This window comes from Nocardioides zeicaulis, from assembly GCF_042432345.1.
Taxonomy (GTDB): Bacteria; Actinomycetota; Actinomycetes; order Propionibacteriales; family Nocardioidaceae; genus Nocardioides; species Nocardioides zeicaulis.
The window spans coordinates 225,541-246,904 of the sequence record NZ_JBHLXH010000002.1; the positions used below are offsets into that span (position 1 = coordinate 225,541).

Here is a 21,364-nt window from a genome sequence, read left to right on the forward strand (position 1 = left end):
CCGGGCGCCCGACCCCGTCGAGGCGCTCGCCGCGCTCGGCAGCGCCGACCTCGCCGTCGCCGTCGGCCTCCTCGCGGAGTCCGCACGCCTCGGGGTGCCGGTGCTGCTCGACGGCCTGATGTCCGTCTCGTGTGCGCTGGTCGCCGAGGCGCTCGCCCCGGGCGCGAGCGCGTGGTGGGTGGCCGGGCACCGGTCCACCGAACCGGCCCAGGCCCACGCGCTGAAGTCGCTCGGCCTCGAGCCGCTGCTCGACCTCGGGATGCGGCTCGGCGAGGGCTCGGGCGCGGTCGCCGCGCTCCCCGTCCTCCGCTCCGGCGTCGCGGTCCTGCGTGACGTCGCGCTGCTCTCGGAGATCCTCCCCCAGTGAGCTCCCCCGGCTCGACGCTGCGCGACGCGTGGCTGCTCGCCACCGGCACGCTCACCGCCGTGCGGGTGCCGCCCCCGGGCCGCGTGGACCGGTCGGTCGCCGGCCTGGCGATGCTGCTCGCCCCGCTGGCCGTCGTCCCGCTCGCCGCGGCGACCGCCCTCGTGGTGGTGCTCGGCGACCTGGTCGACCTGCCGCCGCTCGCTACGGCGTACGTCGTCCTGCTCGCCCTCGCCCTCGGCACCCGCGCCTTCCACTGGGACGGCCTCGCCGACACCGCCGACGGCCTGACCGCGTCGTACTCGCGGGAGCGCTCGCTCGAGGTGATGCGCACCGGGCCCGTCGGGCCCGCCGGCGTCGTCGCCGTGGTGCTCGTGGCGGGGCTGCAGGCAGCCGGGCTGACCGCGGTCGTGCGCCACGAGCACGGCTGGTGGGCAGTCGCGCTGCTCGTCTGCGTCTCCCGGGTCGGCCTCCCGCTCGCCTGCGTCCGGGGCGTGCCGGCCGCACGGTCCGACGGTCTGGGGGCCACCCACATCGGCGCGGTGCCGGTGGTCGGTGCCGTCGCGGTCCTGCTCGTCGCGCTGGTCCTGGCGGGCCTCGCGGGTCACGCCCTCGGCTCGGTCGTGGCGGGCGTTGTCGGCCTCGTGCTCGCCGTCGCGGCGGTCGTCGCCCTGCTCGTCCGCTGCTCGCGCCGTCTCGGCGGGATCACCGGCGACGTCCTCGGCGCGACCGTCGAGGTCGGGCTCGCCGTCCTGCTGCTCGCCGCCGCGACCGCCTAGCCCGCCGAGCCCGGCTCCGCCACCTGCCGGTGCACCGCGGCCTTCAGGCGGTCGGGCATGACCTTGGCGGCCGCCTCCTGCACCTTGGTGGTGAGCCCGCCGCCGACGACGCGGGCCCTGCCGGCCATCAGCGCGTCGAAACCCTGGCGGGCGACCTGGGCGGGGTCGTCCTTCTTCGAGGTCCCCACCTTGGTGTCCTCCGCCATGTCGGCACGCTCGAAGAAATCGGTGTCGGTGGGCCCGGGCATCAGGGACGTGAGCGTCACGCCGGTGTCCTTCAGCTCGTCCTGGAGCGCCTCGGTGAAGGATTGCAGGAACGACTTGGACGCGTTGTAGACCGCCTGGAACGAGCCGGGCATCGTCGAGGCGATCGACGACGTGACCAGCACGCGGCCCTCGTCGCGGGCCACCATGTCGCGCAGGACGAGCTTGGCCAGGCGCACGGTCGAGGTGACGTTGAGGGCGATGATCGAGAGCTCGTCGGCGAGGTCCGTGTCGACGAACGCGCCGCCCTGCCCGTGGCCCGCGTTGAGCGCGATGGCCGCGATCGGCCGACCGTCCGCGCTGATGGCGGAGTAGAGGTCGTCGACGCCCTCGGCCGTGCGGAGGTCGACCTGCACCGGTGTCACGTCGGTCCCGCCCTCGGCCCGGAGGACCGCGGCGGCGACGGCGATCTCGGCGTCCTCGGCGGCGACGACGACGTCGAAGTCGTGCTGGACGAACTGCCGCGCCAGCTCCAGGCCGATGCCGCTGGAGGCGCCCGTGACGACGGCGAGGGGGCGGCCCTCCCGTGCGGAGCCGGGCGACGGCACGGCGGTGGGCTCGGACGTGGACGCAGGCTGCTCGGTCATGCCGACCCGTACCCCTGCCCCCGCGTCCGATTCCCCGGGCTCTGCGAGGATGCGCGCCATGCGGATCCTGGTGACCGGCGGCGTACGGTCCGGCAAGTCCACCCACGCCGAGGGTCTCGTGGGCACCGCGCCGGCGACCTACGTCGCGGCCGGCCCCTCGCCGGACGCCGAGGCCGACCCCGACTGGACCGCCCGCGTCGCCGCCCACCGCGCCCGCCGGCCGGAGGCCTGGGCGACCGTCGAGACGCAGGACCTCGGCCCGGTCCTGCGCGACGCCGAGTCGCCCGTGCTCGTCGACTGCCTCGGCACCTGGCTCACCGCGGTCGTCGACGCCGCCGACGCCTGGGAGCGCGACTCCGACGAGGTGCTCGCCCTCGTGCTGGCCCGCACCGACGAGGTGGTCGAGGCACTCGCCGCCACCACCTCCGACGTCGTGCTGGTGACCAACGAGGTCGGCCTCGGCGTGGTGCCCGAGCACCGCTCGGGCCGGCTCTTTCGCGACCTCCTCGGCACGGTCAACCAGCGCGTCGCCGCCGCCTGCGACGAGGTGCACCTCGTCGTCGCCGGACGCGTGCTGCGGCTATGAAGACCTGGCATGCCCCGTGCCGCCACCCAGCGCCGGCCGACGTCCGTCCCGACACACGCTGTGCCGCAACACAGCACCGGCCGGCGTCCGTCCCGACACACGCTGTGCCGCAACACAGCACCGGCCGGCGTCCGTCCTGACACGTCCCGTGACGTGACACAGCCCCGTCACTCGACCAGCATTGCCCGGATCGCCGCGGCCACGGCGGGCACGTCGACGGGACCGCTCGTGTCCACCTCCAGCAGCGGCCCGAGGCCGAGAGGCGCCACCTCGCTCCCCCAGAGCTCGTCGTCCTCGCGCAGCAGGTCGAGGTGCCGGGGGTCGCGGACCCGCCCGCGGTAGCGCTCACGCGCCACCTCAAGAGTGACGCGGCACCGCACCTCGACGACAGGACCCGGCAGCACTGCGACCAGCGGCCGCGCGTACTCGAACCAGGTGCTGTCGACGACCGCGCCCGGGCACTGCGCGGCCGCGGCCAGGAGCGCGTGGACCGCGGCCCGCCCCAGCCGCCTCGACGACTCGACGTCACCGGGCGGACCCAGCGCGTCCATCAACGCCTCCTTGACCAGGTCCTTGGCCAGGTGCGGCACTCCGAGCTCGACCGCGAGGGCGCGCGACAGCGTGGTCTTGCCCGACCCCGGCCAGCCGCCCACGAGCACGTGTCCCCGCACGCGGCCAGCGTGCCACGGCGGGAGCGACGGCCCCTCACGCGCAGGCCGAGGGCGATGCGCTGCGGCTCGTCACCGCGGCCCCTGTGGACGGCTCGTGGCCCACGTCGAGCCGCTCACCTAGGGTCGTCGCGTGATCGTCGAGGGCGTGGATCCACGCGACACCCGGTGGGAGGTCGACCGACCGGTCTGCAGCGTCTGCTTATGGCACCAGCCGCACGCCGCCGCGAGCCGAGACGAGGTGTCCGCGTGACGGGCGCGCACGACTGGGTCGACCTGCTCCGCACCCACACCCGGCGCTTCACCGAGCTGCTCGCCGACGCCGACCCGGACGCACCGGTCGAGCACTGCCCCGGCTGGACCGTGCGCGACCTCGCCGTGCACCTCGGCGGCGTGCACCAATGGGTGGTGCACGCGGTGGTCGCGGGCGACCCGAGCCTGACGCCCGAGCCGCCGAGGGAAAACGACGACGTCGCCGGCTGGTACGCCCGTCAGGCGAGGGCGCTGGTGGGGCTGCTGGCCGCCACCCCGCCCGACGCGTTCGCCTGGACCCTCGACCGCGACGACCGCACGGCCGGCTTCTGGCGGCGGCGGCAGGTGCACGAGGTCGTCGTCCACACCTGGGATCTCGAGCACGCCACCGGCACCACCTCGTCGATCGATCCCGCGCTCGCGTGGGACGGCGTCCGGGAGGTCACCGACGTGCTGCTGCCGCGCCAGGTCCGGCTCGGGCGTGCCCGTCCCCCGCGCCGCACGCTGCACCTCGTCGCGACCGACGTCGCCAACGGCGGCCCCGTCGTCCTCGAGGACCGCGCCCGCCCGGCGACCGAGGCGGCCGACCCCGAGCTCGACGCCCCGGTCGAGGTGCGCGGCCGCGCCGAGGACGTCCTGCTCCTGCTCTGGCACCGCACCGACCCCGACACGCTGGGGGTCGACCCGCGCGCCGTCGAGGTGCTGGCGCAGGCGCTGGTGCCCTGACCCGGACTCCCGCCGCGGCACCGGGTCCGCGCTGCGCGAGGATGGCGGGATGAGGATCGAGGACGCGCTGCTGCGCGCGCAGCAGGCCGCCGAGCCGGAGGTCGGCCGCGGCCAGCTGGCGACGTACATCCCGAGCCTGGCCTCGGTCGACCCCGGCCAGTTCGGGATGGCGATCGCGTCGTGCGACGGCAGCGTGCACGTCGTCGGCGACGCCGACGTGCGGTTCTCCGTGCAGAGCATCACCAAGGTCTTCACGCTCGCGCAGGTCGTCGCCGCCGAGGGCGAGCAGATCTGGACGCGCGTGGGCCGCGAGCCGTCGGGCAACCCGTTCAACTCCTTCCTCCAGCTCGACCAGGAGGCCGGGCGTCCGCGCAACCCGTTCATCAACGCCGGCGCCCTCGTCGTCACCGACCGGCTCCAGTCCCTCACCGGCGACGCCAGCGGCGCGCTGCGCGACCTGATGAGGCGCGAGAGCGGGAGCGACGACGTCGACATCGACGCAGCCGTGGCGCGCTCCGAGCTCGAGGCCGGGCACCGCACGTTCGCCATGGCGCACCTGCTCGCCAGCTACGGCAACCTCGAGCATCCCGTCGACGAGGTGATCGGGCAGTACGTCGCGCAGTGCTCGCTGGCGATGAGCTGTCGCGAGCTCGCGCTGGCCGGGCTCTTCCTCGCCCGCGACGGCGTGCTGTCCGACGGCACCCAGCTGCTCAGCCCGCGCGAGACCAAGCGCATCAACGCGGTGATGCTCACCTGCGGCACGTACGACTCGGCCGGCGAGTTCGCCTACCGCGTCGGCCTGCCCGCCAAGAGCGGGGTCGGCGGGGGCATCCTGGCCGTCATCCCCGACCGGGGCGTGGCCTGCGTGTGGAGCCCGGCGCTCGGGTCGTCGGGGTCGTCGGCGGCCGGCCTCGCCGCGCTCGACGCGTTCACGACGTACTCCGACTGGACGGTCTTCTAGCCTCTGCGCGGCCGGTTCGTCCGGGCCGTCGGCTCGGCGGTGCGCGGGTCCTCCGGCCACGCGTGCTTGGGGTAGCGGCCCCGGAGGTCGGCCCGCACGCCCGGGTAGCCGTTGTCCCAGAAGGACTCCAGGTCAGCGGTGACGGCGGCCGGGCGCCGGGCGGGCGAGAGCAGGTGCAGCAGGAGCGGGACCCGGCCGCCGGCCAGCGCCGGCGCCGTGGTCCAGCCGAAGACCTCCTGCAGCCGCACGGCGAGCACGGGCTGGTCCTGGGCGTAGTCGATCCGCACGACCGACCCGCTGGGCACCTGCACCCGCTCGGGGGCCAGCTCGTCGAGCCGCGCCGCCTCCTGCCACGGCACCATCGCCCGCAGAGCGGCCGTCACGTCGATGCGGCGGAGGTCGTGCGCTGAGCGGACCCGCGCCAGCTGCGGGCCAAGCCACACGTCGAGGTCCTGCGTCAGTGCCTCGTCGCTCACGTCGGGCCACGGATCCCCGAGCGCGCGGTGCAGGAACTCGAGGCGGGCCCGCAGCGCCGTGGCGGCCTCCGTCCAGGAGAGGAGCGCGATCCCCTCCCGCGCGACCGCCTCGGCGATCGCGTCGGCCACCGCCTGCGCCGGCGGGTCGCCGATCGGGACCGAGCCGAGCTCGATCGCGCCCAGCGACGTACGCCGGCGCGCGACCACCCGACCGTCGGTCCAGGTGACCTCGTCGACCTCCGTCCACCTCGACCCAGCCGCCTCCAGCGCGAGCTCCTCGGTGAGCGGGGCCGCCGCGCGGATCCGGGCTTCGCGCTGCCCGGGGCGTCGCTCCGCGTCGCCGACCGCGAGCCACTCCAGCCCCGCCAGCGGTCCCGGGTCGCGGGGGTCGAGCGCGGCGCCGGTCCCCGACGCCATCAGGTAGCTCGACGTGCCGCCGCGCTTGCGGGCGATCCGGTCCGGGTGCGCGAGAGCGACCACCAGACCGACCGCGACGTCGTCGGTGAGGTCGTTGGGGCCGGCCGCGCTCCCCTGCTTCGCGACGACCTCCTCCAGCCGGTCGACCTGCCTGCGCCACCCGGCGGCCCGCTGGTCGTGCCGCAGCGACCGGAGGGCGGCGACGAGGTCACCGCCGGGAGCGCGTACGTCCTCGCTCAGCATCGCGACGACCTCCGCGGCGCGCCTCGCCCCGACGAGGCCGGCCCCGTCGAGGAGGGCGCGCGCCAGCCGGGGGTCGACCGGGGCGTCGGCGATCTGCCGGCCCCGCGCGGTCGCCGTCCCGTCCTCGGTCGTCGCGCCGAGCCCCACCAGCACCTCCGTGGCCGCCGACAGCGCGTGCGCCGGCGGCTGGTCGAGCAGCGCCAGGTCGCGGACCTCGCTGCCCCAGCAGGCCGCCTCCAGGGCGAAGGCCGTCAGGTCGGCGGTGGCGATCTCGGGCTCCGGGTGGGCGGCCAGGTGGGCGTGCTCCGCCTCCGACCAGCACCGCAGCACGGTCCCAGGACCCAGCCGCCCAGCCCGTCCGGCCCGCTGCTCGGCTGCTGCTCGGCTCACCGCGACCGTGACCAGCGACGCGAGACCGCGGCGGTGGTCGGTGCGCGGCTCGCGGGAGAACCCGGCGTCCACCACCACCCGCACCCCCGGCACGGTCAGCGAAGACTCGGCGACCGCGGTCGAGACGATCACCCGACGGCGCCGCCCCTCGGTGAGCGCCCGGTCCTGCTCGGCGGCGGACAGGCGCCCGTGCAGGGCGTGCACGGCGGCGTCCACGCCGGCCAGGCGGCGTACGGTCGCCTCGACCTCCGCGACACCGGGCACGAAGACCAGGACGTCCCCCTCGTGGGCGGTCAGGGCCCGACGCACCGTCGCCGAGAGGTGGTCGTGGAACGCCGGGGTAATCCCCCGCTCGTCCGTGCGGCGCGCGCCCGCCGGCAGCGGGCACCACACCGTCTCGACCGGGTGGAGCGCACCCGGGATCGTGACCACCGGAGCGCCTGCCGGATCGAGCAGCGCGGCCGTCCGCCCGGCCTCGATGGTGGCCGACATCGCCACCAGGGACAGGTCGTCGCGCAGGGTGGCCCGGACGTCGACGAGCAGCGCGAGGGTCAGGTCGGCGTCGAGGTGGCGCTCGTGCACCTCGTCGAGCACGACGGCCCCGACCCCGGCCAGCTCCGGGTCGTGCTGGACCCGCCGCAGCAGCAGGCCGGTCGTGACGAACTCGACGCGCGTACGCCGCCCGCTGCGCCGCTCGCCGCGCACGGAGTACCCGACCGTCTCGCCGACCGGTTCGCCCAGCAGCTGCGCGAGCCGACGGGCGGCGGCGCGTACGGCGATCCGGCTGGGCTGCGTGACCACGACCCGCCCGTCGACGATCCCCGCGACCGCCGGCGGGACCAGGGTCGTCTTGCCGGTGCCCGGTGGCGCCTGGACCACCGCGACCTGGTGCTGTCGGACGGCTTCGACGACCTCGCCCAGCCCCGCCGTGACCGGGAGGTCCGGTGGCGCGGCGAGCAGGTCGATCAGCGGGTCGGGCACCGGTGCAGTGTGCCCGACATCAGACAGGGTCAGTGCGCCTGACCCGTGCTCGCCGACGTGCCGCCGTCGACGGCCAGCCAGGCGCCCGTGATGTAGGCGGCGTCCGGGCTCGCCAGGAACAGCACCGCCGGCGCGATGTCGTCGGGCCGCCCGGGACGGCCCAGGGCGATCCTGTTGGTGGCCGCGGCCAGGGCCTCGTCGTCCTCCTCCACGGCTCGGGTCAGGTCGGTGATCGTGAGGGCAGGAGCCACGGCGTTGATCCGGACTCCGCGCGGGCCGTAGTCGAGGGCGAGCGACTGCACGAAGTTCATGATCGCGGCCTTCGTGGCGTTGTAGGCCGCCTGCGACCAGTCACCGCGCATCCCCGATACCGAGCCGACGACCACGAGGTTGCCGCCCGAGCGCTCCAGCTCCGGCAGCGCATGGCGGGCGACGTGGACGAATCCGTCGATGTTGGTCGCACGGATCGCCTGCCAGTCCTCGAGAGCGAGCTCGTCGAAGGCGCCGTTCGTGTACGCCGCGGCGTTGTTGACGACGACGTCCAGCGACCCGAAGCGCTCCACCGCGGCTCGCACCATGGCGGCCGCCGAGGCGTCGTCGGCCACGTCGGCCTCGACGGCGAGCGTGCGGTCGGCGGGGTGCCCGGCCAGGACCTCGTCGAGCTTCTCCCGGCGGCGGCCGCTGACGACGACGTTCGCCCCGTTGGCGAGGAAGGCCTCGGCGATCGCGCGGCCGATGCCGGTGCCGCCGCCGGTGACGAGGACGGTGCGACCCTGGAAGTCGTAGGTGTTGGAGGTCATGTCGTGCTCAACCCCGTCGGTGCCTCGGGACTTCCCGCTCACGAGGACTACGACGTTCGGCTGCGGAGGGTGGCACCCACGCCCTAGCGTTGCCTCCCGGACGAGCACCGTCCTTCCTGCGTCGTGACGCGGCCATGCGGCCCGGTCGAGCGCCCGGTCGAGCGTGACTGGGTCGTGTGCGCAGGTGCGATGTGTAGAGGACATGGGGTGTCGTCGTGGGTGTGATCACGAGTCGAGTGGGGCGCAAGCCTGTCCTGCGACGTGGCGGGATGACCGGCCGCGCGCGACTGGTCGCGCGCGTCGTGCTGACGGCATCGCTGCTGGCGGGTCTTGTCGCCGTGATGACGCCGACCTCCGCGTCGGCTGTCCAGCAGGGCGCCCAAGTCCTGCTCGCCGATGCCGGGCAGGCCACGGTGTGGGGGTCGAACGACCGCGGACAGGCGACGCCGCCGGCCGAGCTGACCGGGAAGAGCGTGATCGCTGTCGCGGGTGGGACCTACCACTCCCTCGCGCTGACCTCCGACGGCCGCGTCACCGCGTGGGGGAACAGTGGGCAGGGCCAGGACGTCGTACCGGCCAGCCTGGACGACACGACCGTCACCGCGGTCGCCGCCGGGTTCGCCCACTCCCTCGCGCTGACCTCCGATGGCCGCGTCGTCGCCTGGGGCGACAACAGCGTCGGTCAGACCACGGTGCCGGCCAGCCTGAGCGGCAAGACGGTCACGTCCGTCTCCGCCGGGTACTACCACTCCCTGGCCCTCACCTCCGACGGGCAGGTCACCGCCTGGGGCGACAACGGCGTAGGGCAGACCACGGTGCCGGCCAGCCTGAGCGGCAAGACGGTCACGGCCATCGCCGCCGGGCCCTTCGACGCGCTGGCCCTGACCTCCGACGGACAGGTCACCGCCTGGGGCTACAACGACGGCGGTCAGACCACGGTGCCGGCGAGCCTGAGCGGCAAGACGGTCACGGCCATCGCCGCCGGCGTCGACCACTCCCTGGCCCTCACCTCCGACGGACAGGTCACCGCCTGGGGCGACAACACCTTCGATCAGACCACGGTGCCGGCGAGCCTGAGCGGCACGACGGTCACGGCCATCGCCGCCGGCGACTTCCACTCCCTGGCCCTCACCTCCGACGGGCAGGTCACCGCGTGGGGCGACAACAACGACGCCCAGAGCACCGTGCCGGCCAGCCTTGCGGGCACGAGGGTCACCGCCATCGCTGCCGGCGGCTATCACTCGCTCGCGATCACCGCGGCGCTCACCGCCGAGCAGGTGCCGGTCGTGTCCGGAGTGGCCCAGGCCGGGGGGACTCTGACCGCCATCGCCGGCAGCTACAACGCCGCCCCGGACAGCCTCAGCTACCAGTGGCGCACCGGGTCGACGGTGGTCGGCGCGAACAGCCCGATCTACCGGCCCACGCCCGCCGACCTCGGCAAGACCCTCACCGTGACGGTCACCGCCAGGAAGGCCGGGTTCGCCGACTCCGTGACCACCTCGGCCACGACCGGCGCAGTGACTGCCGGAGGCCGTGTGACGGCCTGGGGCAGCAACTTCACCGGTGAGAGCACGGTGCCGACGACGTTGGTGCGCAAGACCGTGAGCGCGATCGCTGCCGGGTTCAACCACACCCTGGTCCTCGCCCGGGACGGCAAGGTCACCGCCTGGGGCGCCGGCATCCAGGGGACGGTCCCGACCGGCGTGGCCGCCGCGCAGGTCAGTGCCATCGCCGCCGGGACCAACCACAACCTCGCCTTGACCGCGACCGGGCGGGTCCTGGCCTGGGGCAACAACAGCAACGGGCAGACCGCCGTACCTGCCAGCCTCGACGGTCGGTCCGTGATCGCGATCGCCGCCGGCAACGCCCACTCCCTCGCCCTCACCAGCGACGGGCAGGTCACCGCCTGGGGCAGCAACAGCGATGGCCAGTCGACCGTCCCGGTCGCCCTGAGCGGGAAGCTCGTGATCGCGATCGCGGCCGGCTCCAACCACAGCCTCGCGCTCACCTCGGACGGGCAGGTCGTGGCCTGGGGCAGCAACACCCGGGGCCAGAGCACCGTGCCTGCCACGCTGAGCGGGAAGACCGTCATCGCGATCGCCGGCGGGACCAGCCACTCGGTCGCCCTGACCGCCGACGGCAAGGTCACTGCCTGGGGCGGTGACACCACGTTCAACCAGGCCGTCGTCGCGGCCAGCCTGGCCACGAAGACCGTCGTCGCCATCGCCACGGGCGCAGGGTCCGACCACACCCTGGCCCTGACCAGCGACCGGCAGGTCGTCGGGTGGGGCAGCAACGCCAACGGTGCCCGCACGATCCCGACCGCACTCAACGGTCAGCCCACCACCGCCATCGCCGCCGGCGGCAGCCACTCCCTCGCCCTCACCGCCGCCGTGATCGCCGACCAGGCGCCCTCGATCAGCGGCACTCCTGCGGTGGGATCCACGCTCTCGGCCGTCATCGGCGACTACAACGTCGACCCCGACTCCGTCGACCTGCAGTGGTACGCCGACGACGTCGCGATCGCGAACGCCGTCCACCTCGACTTCACCCCCACCAACGCGGAGCGCGGCACGACCATCACCCTCCGCGTGACCGCGACCAGGAGCGGCCACGCCGACTCCGCCGAGACCTCCCAGGGCGTCGGACCCGTCACGCCGGGCTCGTTCGCCACCGGCCCGGATGCTCGGATCACCGGCACCCCGGTCGTGGACGGCACCCTGACCGCCTCCCCCGGACCGACCCAACTGGGGAGCACCACCCCGGCCGCGGAGTCGTTCACCTACACCTGGGCCGCCGACGGCGACACCATCGCCGGCGCCACCAACCGCACCCTCACCCTGACCCCCGCGATGGTCGGTTCGACGATCACGGTCACCGTCACCGCGGTCCGCGACGGGTACACCGACGCCACCAGCACCTCCCCCGCGACCGGCGCGGTCGCCACGACGACGTTCACCACCGGCCCGGACGCCCAGATCACCGGCACCCCCGTCGTCGGTGGCACCCTGACCGCCTCCCCCGGACCGGCGCAGCTGGGGTCCACGACCCCGGCCGCCGACTCCTTCACCTACGCGTGGAGCGCCGACGGCACCGCGATCACCGGCGCCACGGACCGCACCCTCGACCTCGCCCCCGCCCTCGTCGGCACGACGATCACGGTCACCGTGACCGCGGTCCGCGACGGCTACGCCGACGCCTCCAGCACCTCCGCACCCACCGGCGCGGTGGCCGGGGCGACGTTCACGACGGCGCCGACGGTGTCCCTCACCGGCACCGCGGTGGTGGACGGCGTGCTGACGGCAGCGGTCTCCCCGTCGACGCCGGCCGCGAGCACCTACTCCTACGCCTGGTTCGCCGACGGCAGCCCGATCAGCGGTGCTGCTGCGGACGAGCTGGCCCTGACCCCGGACCTGGCCGGCACGCAGATCACCGTCGAGGTGACGGCGTCCCGCGAGGGCTACCTCGACGCCACGGGCGTGTCCCCGGCCAGTGCACCCGTCGTCCGGGGGTCGTTCGCCACGCCTCCTGCGGTGGCGATCAGCGGCACGGCCCAGGTCGGTCAGGTGCTCACCGCGACGACCGGACCCACCACCCCGGCCGCCGCGACGTACCGGTTCGCCTGGTTCGCGGACGACGCCCCGGTCGCCGCCGCCGACGGGGCGACGTTGCTGCTCACCCCCGCGCTCCGCGGGCACCGCATCAGCGTGGTGGTGACCGCCACGAGGCCCGGCTACGTCGACGCGGCGACCCGCTCGGCCAGCACGGCGGCCGTGGTCACCGACCAGGCCCCCTCGGTGCAGCTGACGATCACTGTGCCGGCCGGCGCTCGCGAGGCGGCCGTGACCCCTGAGGGCCTGCCCGCCATCAGGCGCGGCCGGACGGCCACGGTCAGCTGGAGCAGCCAGGGAGGTGCGTCCCTCAGCGCCACCGGCGCGCTGCAGGAGCTCCTGGACGACACCTACGGCACCTCTCCCGTCCCGGCGAGCGGGTCTGTCCGGGTCAAGCTCGACCGCACCGGGCTGCACACCTTCCGGATGATCGCGGCCAACGAGCTCGGCTCCACCAGCGCGAGCGCCTCGGTTGTCGCCGTGAGGCCGCCCGCACGCCTGACGCTCCAGGCGCCGACGCGCGCGAAGGCGGGTACGACGATCACCCTCCGGGTGAGCGGGCTCGCGTTCGGCGAGCGCTACGTGATCACCCTCGACGGACAGCGTGTGGCCCGCACCAACGCTCGCACCGACGCCAGCACCCTCGTGCGTCGGATCACTCTGCCGAGGTCGCTCGAGCCGGGCAAGGTCCGCATCACGGTCACGGGACGCTCCACCCAGCGCACCGGCACGGCGACCGTCCGCATCCGGTAGGGGGCGGACCCGCCCACCAACGGTGGACGGCCGACTGATCGACCGCGGCACCGACTAGCGTGCCTCCATGCAGCAGTTGCGGCGCGCACTCGCCCTCGTGGTCCTCGGCTGGCTCGTCGCGACCGTGGCCCTCACCGGGAGCGCGGCGTCGGCCGAGTCCGCGGCCAGCCCGGCGGAGGCGCGCACGGTCCGCGTCGGCACGGAGGGGACGTACCCGCCCTTCACGTTCCACGACCCCGACACGGGCGACCTCACCGGCTTCGACATCGAGGTGATCCGTGCGGTGGCCGACGAGGCCGGGTGGGACCTGGAGTTCGTCGAGGCACCCTTCGACTCGATCTTCCCGGCGCTCGACGCCGGCCGGGTCGACGTGATCGCCAACCAGATCACCATCAATCCCGACCGCGAGGCGCGCTACCTCTTCTCGACGCCCTACACCTACTCCCGCGGCGTGATCGTCACCGCCGCCGGCAACGAGGACGTGAAGACGCTCGACGACATCGACGGCCTGGTCGCCGCCGAGTCGGAGACGAGCAACTGGGCGCAGGTCGCCCGCGACGCCGGCGCCGAGATCCGCGTGGTCGACCAGTTCGCCCAGGCGGCCGAGCTGCTCGTGCAGGGGCGCGTCGACGTCGTCGTCAACGACAACATCGCGGTCCTCGACTACCTCGCGTCCAGCGGGTCGGACGAGATCGAGATCGTCGGCGAGGCCGGCGACGAGGTCAGCAAGCAGGCCCTGACCTTCCGCCAGGACAGCCCGGCGCTGCAGCAGGAGGCGGACGACGCGCTCGCCACGCTCACCGAGGACGGCACGCTCGCGAAGATCTCGGAGAAGTACTTCGGCGCGGACGTGACGGTCGAGGACGCCGCGAAGGTCACCGACGTGAAGGGCTCCGACACGCGCTCCACGACCGAGATCGTCCAGGACTCCGCGTGGCCGATGCTCAGGGCGCTGCTGATCTACACGATCCCGCTGACCGCGGCCAGCTTCGCGATCGGACTCGTCCTCGCGCTGGTGACGGCGCTCGCCCGGATGTCGTCGAACCGGCTGGTGCAGCTTCCCGCCCGCATCTACATCTCCGCCATCCGCGGCACCCCTCTGCTCGTGCAGCTGTTCATCACCTTCTACGGCCTCGGGCAGGTCGGGCTCAAGCTCTCGCCGGTCTCGGCGGCGATCCTCGCGCTCAGCCTCAACGTCGGCGGCTACGCCGCGGAGATCATCCGCGGCTCTATCCTGTCCGTCCCCCGCGGGCAGTACGAGGCGGCCACCACGATCGGCATGCGCTACCCGCAGCTGATGCGTCGCATCGTGCTGCCGCAGGCCGCGCGGATCGCCGTGCCTCCGCTGTCCAACACGCTGCTGTCCCTCATCAAGGACACGGCGCTGACGTCGATCATCCTCGTGCCCGAGCTGCTCAGGCAGGCGACGAACGCCGCCTCGTCGAGCAGTCAGTTCATGCCGCTCTACCTCTTCGCGGCGCTCTACTACTGGGTCGTCTGCTTCCTCGTCTCGCAAGCACAAGGACCGCTGGAGAAGCGGCTCGGGAGGTATGCCGCATGAGCACCACGCCACTGATCGAGGTCCGCGGCCTGCGCAAGGCCTTCGGTGACACCGAGGTGCTCCGCGGCGTCGACCTCACCGCCGACAACGGGACCGCCACCGCGATCATCGGTCCGTCGGGGTCGGGCAAGACGACCGTCCTGCGCTCGCTGAACGTCCTCGAGGTGCCGGATGCCGGGGTCGTACGCATCGCCGACGCCAGCGTCGACTTCGGCGCCTCCGTCGATCGATCCACCCGGCGCCGTGAGGTCGAGGCGCTGCGCTCGCACAGCGGCATGGTCTTCCAGTCCCACAACCTCTTCCCGCACAAGACCGTCCTGCAGAACCTCCTCGAGGGGCCGGTCCAGGTGCAGGGCCGCGACGTCGAGGAGGCCACCGTCGACGCCCGCCGCCTGCTCGAGCAGGTCGGCCTCGCCGGCCGTGAGGACCAGTACCCCTCGCAGCTCTCCGGCGGCCAGCAGCAGCGCGTCGGCATCGCCCGCGCGCTCGCCCTCAACCCGGAGGTGGTCCTGCTCGATGAACCCACCTCAGCGCTCGACCCCGAGCTGGTCGGTGAGGTCCTGGCCGTCATCCGTGACCTCGCGACCTCAGGCTGGACGCTCGTGATCGTCACCCACGAGATCCGCTTCGCCCGCGACGTCGCCGACCAGGTCCTCTTCCTCGACGGCGGCGTCATCGCCGAGCAGGGTGGGTCCGAGGTGCTCTCCGACCCGCAGCAGGAGCGTACGAAGCAGTTCTTGCGGCGGGTGCTCGAGCCGGGGTGAGCGACCAGGCCCTCAGGTTCCGTGACGCGGTTGGCGTGCACATGCCGTTCGTGCGGAGCCGGCAGAGGGACCGTTGGCTCAGCGTCTTCGGCCTAGCCCTCTAGCGGCGGACTGGCCCCACTCCTCAAGCCAGCAGCACGTACGACCCCAGCGCCACGAGCCAGGACACGAACGAGCCGAGCAGGAAGTACTCGGTCATCTGGTGGATCCGCTGCTGGTCCCGGCGGGAGGACAGCTCAGGGAAGCGCAGCAACCCCTTGGCCGCCACCACGATCGACGCCGCCGTCACCTGACCCCCGAGCGCCAGAGCCAGGATGAAGACCCGCTCCAGCGGGCCGAGGAGGCGCCCGCCCTTGAGCCGGGTCCGGGGCATTGCACCGTCGGCGGCGGGGTTGATCGTGCCGGTCGACTTCAGCACGAGCCGGACCAGCACGTTGCCGGTGGAGAGCTGGATGCCGAAGGCGCCGAGGACCAGGAGGAAGCGGTCGGGCGTCACCCCGGACAGCGCCGGCAGCGACACCGAGTCGAGCCACCGGCCGAGCGGCCCGGCGGAGACAGGGGCAAGCCCCGAGCACGCCACGGCCAGGCCCAGCGCCAGCACGAACAGCGTCAGCGGCAGCCACGCCGGCCCGGGGTGGCCGAAGCCCCACGTGACGGTGAGGTCCCAGAGCACCACGACGCCCGAGATGAGAAGGAGCGCGACGACGTCACGCCCCGACCCGAGCCCGGCGAGCAGCCCGACGCTCAGCGCCACCACTCCCCCGACGCAGCCCGGCAGCACCGGCGTACGGCGCACCGAGTGGGTCAGGTCGGTCACCGCAAAGCCGATCAGCAGGATCGCCAGCCAGCTCATCGCACCTTCTCCTCAGTCGTCATCCCGCTCACGAACTCTCACAGCCCGCGCAGCAGCTCGTCGGCCGCGAGCAGGACGCCCATGCCGTCCCCCCGCACCCGTTGCGAGACCGCCGAAGGGCTGATGCCCAGCTCGTCAGCGATCTCCTGCTGCTGCCTCCCCCTCAGCAGACCATCCAGCACCGACATCGAGCGCGGCGACAGGCCGGAGACGACCTGGTCGCGCATCATCAGCGCCGCGTTGACCAGCTCCGGGGCGGGGCCGGTCTCCCCCTCGGCGGCGGCGTACGCCGTGCGCACCGCCCGCAGCGCCGCCCTGCGCTCGTAGTCCTTCGCCGCCTCCACCGCGGTGCGTGCCGCCCACCACCCGGGGCCGTCCTCGACCCTGGGCTCCTCCTCGAGCACGGTCACCTGCCCCCATCCGATGCCTTGGCGGACGTCGACCTCGGGCAGCAGCGCCAGCCGGATCCGGAGCGTGGCAGCGACGGCGTCGCCGAGGGAGGCGAAGATGCCCTGGAACTCGTCGCCCACGCCGATGCGCAGCGGCACAGGAGGCGCGTACGCCTCGTTGATCGCGTCGACCGCGCGGGCGAACCGGGCGTGTACCGCGGCGCGGTCGGAGCTGCGTCGGGAGCCGACCAGGTCGCCGATGACGGTGACTGAAGGAGAAGGCTTCATCTCGCTCATCTGAAGATCATACCTTCTTTCGAGCCAGATGAACCTCTGGGCTTCACTCCCAGAAGACGCGCTCGACAACCGCGTGCGCGCGCCGCGTGGTGCGGAGGTAGTCGTTGACCATCTGGTCGGAGGCCCCCTGGGGGTAGCCCAGGATCTGCGCGACCGCGGCGCGCTCGCGTGCGTCGCGCGGCAGCTGGTCGGCGGGCTTGCCACGCACCAGCGTGACGGCGTTGCGGATCCGCGAGACGAGCCGCCACGCCTCGGCGAGGGTGCGGGCGTCGTCGTCGCCCACCAGCCCGGCCTGAGCGGCGGCCTCCAAGGCAGGGAGGGTCTGCGGCGTCCGGAGGCCCTCGACCCTCCCGGCGTGCCGCATCTGGAGCAGCTGGACGGTCCACTCGACGTCGGCCAGTCCCCCGCGCCCGAGCTTGAGGTGGGTCTGCCGGTCGGCGCCGCGCGGCAGCCGCTCGTCGTCGACGCGGGCCTTGATCCGCCGCACCTCCACCACGTCTGCCTCGCTGATCCCGTCGGCCGGGAAGCGCAGCGGGTCGATGAGCTCGGTGAACCGCCGCCGCAGCTCGGCGTCGCCGGCGACCGGGTCGGCGCGCAGCAGCGCCTGGAACTCCCACACGTGCGACCACTTCTCGTAGTACGCCGCGTAGGAGGAGACCGTGCGCACCATCGGGCCGTTCTTGCCCTCGGGTCGGAGGTCGGGGTCGACCTCGAGCGGCGGGTCGCTCGCGGGCAGCGACAGGAGGCGCCGCAGCTCGGCGACCACGGCGGTGGCGTACGACGACGCGACCTGCGCGTCGGCGCCCTCGACCGGGTCGTGCACGAACATCACGTCGGCATCCGAGCCGTAGGACAGCTCGAAGCCGCCGTAGCGACCCATCGCGATGACCGCGATCGTGCTCGGCGCGGCCACCAGCCCGCGCTGGCGGCGGACGGCCTCCGACGCGATGTCGAGGGTGGCCTGGAGCGTGGCGTCGGTGAGCCGGCTCAGGCCCTGCCCGACGAGTGCGACGTCGGTGCCGGCGACGAGCTCGCCGGTGGCGATGCGCAGCAGCTCGCGGCGGCGTACGGCCCGCACCGCACCCACCGCGGCCTCGGCGGAGTCGGCCCGCTCGACCAGCGCGCGCATCTCCTCCAGCGCCGCCTCGGCGCTGAGCGGCACCAGCGACTCGCCGAGCATCCGCACGCCCTGCGGCTCCCGCTCGAGCAGGTCGGTGGCGTAGCGCGAGGTGCCGAGGACGTGCGCCAGCCGCTGGGCCACCTCGCCCTCGTCGCGCAGCATCGTGAGGTACCACGGCGAGCGACCCAGGCTCTCGCTGATCCTGCGGAAGCCGAACAGCCCGGCGTCGGGGTCGGGTGCGTCGGCGAACCACTCCAGCAGCACCGGCAGCAGGGTCCGCTGGATGTCGGAGGTGCGCGAGACCCCGCTGGTCAGCGCCTCGAGGTGGCGCAGGGCCGCCTTCGGGTCCGCGTACCCCAGCGCGGCCAGGCGCGCCTCGGCCGCCTCCAGCGACAGCCGCGCCTCCGAGCCGGCCAGCCGGGCGACCGCGCCGAGGAGCGGGCGGTAGAACAGCTTCTCGTGGAGCCGGCGCACCTCGCGCCGGTGGTGGCGCCACAGCCGGTCGAGCTGCGCCACCGGCTCCGACATCAGCCCGAGCGAGCGGCCGAGGCGACGCAGCGACGGCTCGTCCTCCGGCAGCACGTGCGTGCGGCGCAGCTGGTGGAGCTGGACGCGGTGCTCGAGGGTGCGCAGGAACGTGTAGGCCTCGTGGAGCTTCTCGCCGTCGTCGCGACCGACGTAGCCGCCGTCGGTGAGCCGGGCGAGCGCGCTCAGCGTCGCGCCCTCACGCAGGGAGGCGTCGGCGCGGCCGTGGACGAGCTGCAGCAGCTGGACGGCGAACTCGACGTCGCGCAGCCCGCCCGAGCCCAGCTTGATCTGCCGCTCCGCCTCCTGCGCCGGGATGTGGTCGACGACCCGGCGTCGCATGGCCTGCACGTCGGCGACGAAGCCGTCGCGCTCGGCGGCCGCCCACACCATCGGCTCGATCATCTCGACGTAGGCCTGGCCCAGCGCGGCGTCGCCCGCCACCGGGCGGGCCTTGAGCAGCGCCTGGAACTCCCAGGTCTTGGCCCACTTCTCGTAGTAGCCGCGGTGGCTGGCCAGGGTGCGCACCAGCGGGCCCTGGCTGCCCTCGGGACGAAGGTTCGCGTCCACCGGCCAGATCGAGCCCTCGCGGGTCGGGTCGGAGCAGACCCGCATCAGGTGCGAGGCCAGCTGGGTGGCCACGCGCAGCGCCACCGCCTCCTCGGCGCCCCCGGCCGCCTCGTGGACGAACACCACGTCGACGTCGGAGACGTAGTTGAGCTCGTGGCCGCCGCACTTGCCCATGGCGATCACCGCGAGCCGCGCGGCCTGCGCCTGCTCGCCGACGCGCGCGCGGGCGACCGCCAGCGCCGCCTCGAGCGTGGCACCGGCGAGGTCGGAGAGCTCGGCGGCCGCGTCGTCGACCCCGACGTGGTGCGCCAGGTCGCGCGCGGCCAGGCGCAGCAGCACCCGGCGGTACTCCACGCGGAGCGCGTCGACGGCCTCCGCGTCGGGGACGCCGGCGACCGGCTCGGCCTCGGCGGGGTCCGCCCCGACGGACCGCAGCATCGCCTCGCGCACGGCGTACGCCGCGGGGCGGGTGCTGCCGAGGGTGGGGTCGGTGAGCTCGCGCCAGTGGCCGGGGTGGCGCACCAGGTGCTGGGCGAGCGCCGCGCTGGCGCCGAGCACGCAGCACAGCCGCATGGCGGTGCCCTCGTCGTCGGCGACCTCCGCCAGCATCGACCGACCGGCGCCCTCCTCATCGGCGTCGAGCGCCTCGACCAGCCGCAGCAGCGCCGCCAGCGCGGCGTCCGGGTCCGCGGTCGCGGCCAGGACGTCGGTGAGGGGAAGACCCGCATCACCCAGCTGTTCGATGCCGCGGGCGGCTGCCGCACCGTCCACGAAGCCCTTGCGCACGAAGGCGCCGCTCGACGTCATCGCGCCACCCCCGGCATTCCGCCGACCCGTGCACCGACCCGCGCCCCGGCCAGCGCGGCGAAGCGGCGGACCAGCGGGCGCCACTGCGACGCGAGGTCCTCCGACGCGTCCCTGACCCTGGCCAGCACGGTCTCCTCGTCGAGCCCGAGGGCGACGAGGTCGTCACGGTCGTCGGCGGCCCACCCCGCGACGACGTCGGCGTCGACCTCGGGGTGCGCCTGGACGCCCCACGCCGACGGGGCGAGACGGGCGACCTGCACCTCCCCGCCCGGCGTGCGGGCCAGCACCACGCCGCCGTCCGGGACGGCGGTCACGACGTCGTTGTTCCAGTGGATCGCGTGCTCCTCGCCGGTGTGCGCACCGAAGAGCGGGTCGCCGGCGGCGTCCGCGCTCCAGCCCACGGGCTGCACGCCGACGGTCTGGCCGCGCGGGTTGCGCGCCACCTCGCCGCCGAGCGCCACGGCCATCACCTGGTGGCCGAGGCAGATCCCCAGGGCCGGCACCGACGCCGCGACCGCGTCGACGACGAGCTCCTTGAGCGCGGGCAGCCACGGCGCCCGGTCGTGGTCGTGGGCACCCATGTCGCCGCCCAGCACCAGCAGGGCGTCGTACGCCGTCGTGGCGGGCAGGGCGTCACCGGCGTAGGGCCGGCACATCACGAGCGTGCAGCCGGCCTCCTCCAGCCACCGGCCCACGAGGTGGGGCGGGCAGGACGCCTGGTGCTCGACGACGAGGACGCGCGGGCTCACCGCATCACGCTCCCCCACGTCGAGTCCTGCCACAGCGCCGTCAGCCCGAACCCGGTGCCCGCGGCCAGGGACCAGGCTGCGAGGTCGCCCCGGCGCCGCCACGCGGCCACGCCGGTCGCGACGAGCCCGGCACCGAGCAGGAGCCACGGCGTCCCCCACTCCCACGGGCTCTCGTCCTCCTCCCAGCGGTAGAGCGCACCACCGTCGAGCAGTGCCGACGCGCCGGCGAGGAGGTACGGCAGGCCCAGCACGCCGACGACGACGAGCACCCAGCGGAGCACCCCGCGTAGGGACGCCCACCGGCCGGCGGTCGCGCCGAGCGCGACCAGCAGGACGGCGACGGCGAACCCGAGCAGGTAGCCGAGCGCGGAGTCGACGCGCCAGTCCCAGTAGGACGCGCCGTGCCAGCAGGTCCAGGCGAGGAACACCCCGGCCGCGACGAGCGCAAGGCCGGGAAGCCCCACCGGACGTGCGGTGTCCGACGGCCCGGAGGGCGTCACCGCGACGAGCAGCGCGGCCACCGCGGCCGCGGCGGTCAGCCCGACGTACCACCCCCCGACCACCCCGTCGGGGAACCCGCTGAAGGCGACCGCGCCCACCGCGAGCCCGGCGGCGCCGACGAGCATCCCGGCCCGGTGGAGGGCGGTCGCGCGCAGGCCGGCTACGACCAGCAGGAGGCCGAGCGGCACCGCGACCCCGGCGGCGTACGCTAGCGGCACCACCCAGCCGGGCACCGCCATCGGCTCGAGCGTCGGCTCCGTACGCTCCTGCCAGGCGTCGGCGGCGACGGCGAGCCAGACCGGCGTCTCGACGACGAGCACCCACGCCACGGCCCACGAGAACCAGTCGCGCAGCACCGTCATCGCCGGGT

Annotated in this window: 17 protein-coding genes; 8 read left to right on the plus strand and 9 right to left on the minus strand. The window is 74.3% G+C overall.

Going from position 1 to position 21,364, the window contains the following annotated elements; all coding sequences use genetic code 11:
- On the plus strand, positions 1-367 hold a 367-nt coding region (locus ACFFJG_RS15590), incomplete at its 5' end, for a nicotinate-nucleotide--dimethylbenzimidazole phosphoribosyltransferase (RefSeq protein WP_378519704.1).
- On the plus strand, positions 364-1,143 hold the full coding sequence (locus ACFFJG_RS15595) for an adenosylcobinamide-GDP ribazoletransferase (RefSeq protein ID WP_378519705.1): 780 nt from the start codon (positions 364-366) through the stop codon (positions 1,141-1,143). The genes ACFFJG_RS15590 and ACFFJG_RS15595, both read left to right, overlap by 4 nt.
- Here the strand turns inward: ACFFJG_RS15595 and ACFFJG_RS15600 are convergent.
- The gene (locus ACFFJG_RS15600; RefSeq protein ID WP_378519706.1) at positions 1,140-1,994 is read right to left on the minus strand and encodes an SDR family NAD(P)-dependent oxidoreductase; all 855 of its coding nucleotides are present in this window, start codon (positions 1,992-1,994) and stop codon (positions 1,140-1,142) included. The genes ACFFJG_RS15595 and ACFFJG_RS15600 overlap by 4 nt on opposite strands.
- A gap of 58 nt (positions 1,995-2,052) precedes the next feature.
- On the opposite strand from ACFFJG_RS15600, the gene ACFFJG_RS15605 reads away from it, so the two are divergent.
- Complete coding sequence (locus tag ACFFJG_RS15605; protein WP_378519707.1) at positions 2,053-2,580, plus strand: bifunctional adenosylcobinamide kinase/adenosylcobinamide-phosphate guanylyltransferase; 528 nt, start codon at positions 2,053-2,055, stop codon at positions 2,578-2,580.
- Between the two features lie 167 nt (positions 2,581-2,747).
- Here ACFFJG_RS15605 and ACFFJG_RS15610 read toward each other — a convergent pair whose 3' ends face one another.
- Positions 2,748-3,251, minus strand: a complete 504-nt coding sequence (locus ACFFJG_RS15610; RefSeq protein ID WP_378519708.1) for a P-loop nucleotide/nucleoside kinase family protein — start codon at positions 3,249-3,251, stop codon at positions 2,748-2,750.
- Between the two features lie 246 nt (positions 3,252-3,497).
- Here ACFFJG_RS15610 and ACFFJG_RS15615 point away from each other — a divergent pair, with 246 nt between their 5' ends.
- Both ACFFJG_RS15615 and ACFFJG_RS15620 read left to right on the plus strand, forming a co-directional pair.
- The gene (locus ACFFJG_RS15615) at positions 3,498-4,226 is read left to right on the plus strand and encodes a maleylpyruvate isomerase family mycothiol-dependent enzyme (RefSeq protein ID WP_378519709.1); all 729 of its coding nucleotides are present in this window, start codon (positions 3,498-3,500) and stop codon (positions 4,224-4,226) included.
- Between the two features lie 49 nt (positions 4,227-4,275).
- On the plus strand, positions 4,276-5,187 hold the full coding sequence (locus tag ACFFJG_RS15620) for a glutaminase (protein WP_378519710.1): 912 nt from the start codon (positions 4,276-4,278) through the stop codon (positions 5,185-5,187).
- Here the strand turns inward: ACFFJG_RS15620 and hrpB are convergent.
- The gene (gene hrpB / locus ACFFJG_RS15625) at positions 5,184-7,694 is read right to left on the minus strand and encodes an ATP-dependent helicase HrpB (protein WP_378519711.1); all 2,511 of its coding nucleotides are present in this window, start codon (positions 7,692-7,694) and stop codon (positions 5,184-5,186) included. The two genes, ACFFJG_RS15620 and hrpB, sit on opposite strands and share 4 nt — an antisense overlap.
- Before the next feature lie 29 nt (positions 7,695-7,723).
- On the minus strand, positions 7,724-8,494 hold the full coding sequence (gene budC, locus ACFFJG_RS15630) for a meso-2,3-butanediol dehydrogenase (RefSeq protein ID WP_378519712.1): 771 nt from the start codon (positions 8,492-8,494) through the stop codon (positions 7,724-7,726).
- 269 nt (positions 8,495-8,763) lie between these two features.
- Between budC and ACFFJG_RS15635 the strand changes: the two genes are divergently transcribed.
- The 3 genes from ACFFJG_RS15635 to ACFFJG_RS15645 all read left to right on the plus strand — a co-directional run bounded on the left by ACFFJG_RS15635 (position 8,764) and on the right by ACFFJG_RS15645 (position 15,183).
- Positions 8,764-12,858, plus strand: a complete 4,095-nt coding sequence (locus tag ACFFJG_RS15635; RefSeq protein WP_378519713.1) for a hypothetical protein — start codon at positions 8,764-8,766, stop codon at positions 12,856-12,858.
- A gap of 67 nt (positions 12,859-12,925) precedes the next feature.
- On the plus strand, positions 12,926-14,419 hold the full coding sequence (locus tag ACFFJG_RS15640) for an ABC transporter substrate-binding protein/permease (protein ID WP_378519714.1): 1,494 nt from the start codon (positions 12,926-12,928) through the stop codon (positions 14,417-14,419).
- Positions 14,416-15,183, plus strand: coding sequence for an amino acid ABC transporter ATP-binding protein (locus ACFFJG_RS15645; RefSeq protein WP_378519715.1), 768 nt, complete (start codon positions 14,416-14,418; stop codon positions 15,181-15,183). Before ACFFJG_RS15640 ends, ACFFJG_RS15645 begins: the two co-directional genes overlap by 4 nt.
- A 124-nt stretch (positions 15,184-15,307) precedes the next feature.
- Here ACFFJG_RS15645 and ACFFJG_RS15650 read toward each other — a convergent pair whose 3' ends face one another.
- From ACFFJG_RS15650 to ACFFJG_RS15670, 5 genes are read right to left on the minus strand one after another with little or no spacing between them, the layout of a single operon-like run.
- Positions 15,308-16,036: a hypothetical protein gene (locus ACFFJG_RS15650; protein ID WP_378519716.1), complete on the minus strand. Its 729-nt coding sequence runs from the start codon at positions 16,034-16,036 to the stop codon at positions 15,308-15,310.
- Between the two features lie 38 nt (positions 16,037-16,074).
- The gene (locus tag ACFFJG_RS15655; RefSeq protein WP_378519717.1) at positions 16,075-16,722 is read right to left on the minus strand and encodes a SatD family protein; all 648 of its coding nucleotides are present in this window, start codon (positions 16,720-16,722) and stop codon (positions 16,075-16,077) included.
- Between the two features lie 43 nt (positions 16,723-16,765).
- On the minus strand, positions 16,766-19,744 hold the full coding sequence (locus tag ACFFJG_RS15660) for a bifunctional [glutamine synthetase] adenylyltransferase/[glutamine synthetase]-adenylyl-L-tyrosine phosphorylase (protein WP_378519718.1): 2,979 nt from the start codon (positions 19,742-19,744) through the stop codon (positions 16,766-16,768).
- The gene (locus ACFFJG_RS15665; protein WP_378519719.1) at positions 19,741-20,493 is read right to left on the minus strand and encodes a type 1 glutamine amidotransferase; all 753 of its coding nucleotides are present in this window, start codon (positions 20,491-20,493) and stop codon (positions 19,741-19,743) included. The genes ACFFJG_RS15660 and ACFFJG_RS15665 overlap by 4 nt, the downstream gene beginning before the upstream one ends.
- Positions 20,490-21,356: a hypothetical protein gene (locus ACFFJG_RS15670; RefSeq protein WP_378519720.1), complete on the minus strand. Its 867-nt coding sequence runs from the start codon at positions 21,354-21,356 to the stop codon at positions 20,490-20,492. The genes ACFFJG_RS15665 and ACFFJG_RS15670 overlap by 4 nt, the downstream gene beginning before the upstream one ends.
- Between the last annotated feature and the right edge of the window lie 8 nt (positions 21,357-21,364).

Excerpts from the sequence above, each read along its gene's own strand:
- ACFFJG_RS15660 (WP_378519718.1), bottom strand. The coding sequence starts at position 19,744 with ATGACGTCGAGCGGCGCCTTCGTGCGCAAGGGCTTCGTGGACGGTGCG.
- ACFFJG_RS15655 (WP_378519717.1), bottom strand. The coding sequence starts at position 16,722 with ATGAGCGAGATGAAGCCTTCTCCTTCAGTCACCGTCATCGGCGACCTG.
- ACFFJG_RS15640 (WP_378519714.1), top strand. The coding sequence starts at position 12,926 with ATGCAGCAGTTGCGGCGCGCACTCGCCCTCGTGGTCCTCGGCTGGCTC.
- ACFFJG_RS15645 (WP_378519715.1), top strand. The coding sequence starts at position 14,416 with ATGAGCACCACGCCACTGATCGAGGTCCGCGGCCTGCGCAAGGCCTTC.
- ACFFJG_RS15620 (WP_378519710.1), top strand. The coding sequence starts at position 4,276 with ATGAGGATCGAGGACGCGCTGCTGCGCGCGCAGCAGGCCGCCGAGCCG.
- ACFFJG_RS15670 (WP_378519720.1), bottom strand. The coding sequence starts at position 21,356 with ATGACGGTGCTGCGCGACTGGTTCTCGTGGGCCGTGGCGTGGGTGCTC.
- ACFFJG_RS15600 (WP_378519706.1), bottom strand. The coding sequence starts at position 1,994 with ATGACCGAGCAGCCTGCGTCCACGTCCGAGCCCACCGCCGTGCCGTCG.
- ACFFJG_RS15605 (WP_378519707.1), top strand. The coding sequence starts at position 2,053 with ATGCGGATCCTGGTGACCGGCGGCGTACGGTCCGGCAAGTCCACCCAC.
- ACFFJG_RS15635 (WP_378519713.1), top strand. The coding sequence starts at position 8,764 with ATGACCGGCCGCGCGCGACTGGTCGCGCGCGTCGTGCTGACGGCATCG.
- budC (WP_378519712.1), bottom strand. The coding sequence starts at position 8,494 with ATGACCTCCAACACCTACGACTTCCAGGGTCGCACCGTCCTCGTCACC.
- ACFFJG_RS15650 (WP_378519716.1), bottom strand. The coding sequence starts at position 16,036 with ATGAGCTGGCTGGCGATCCTGCTGATCGGCTTTGCGGTGACCGACCTG.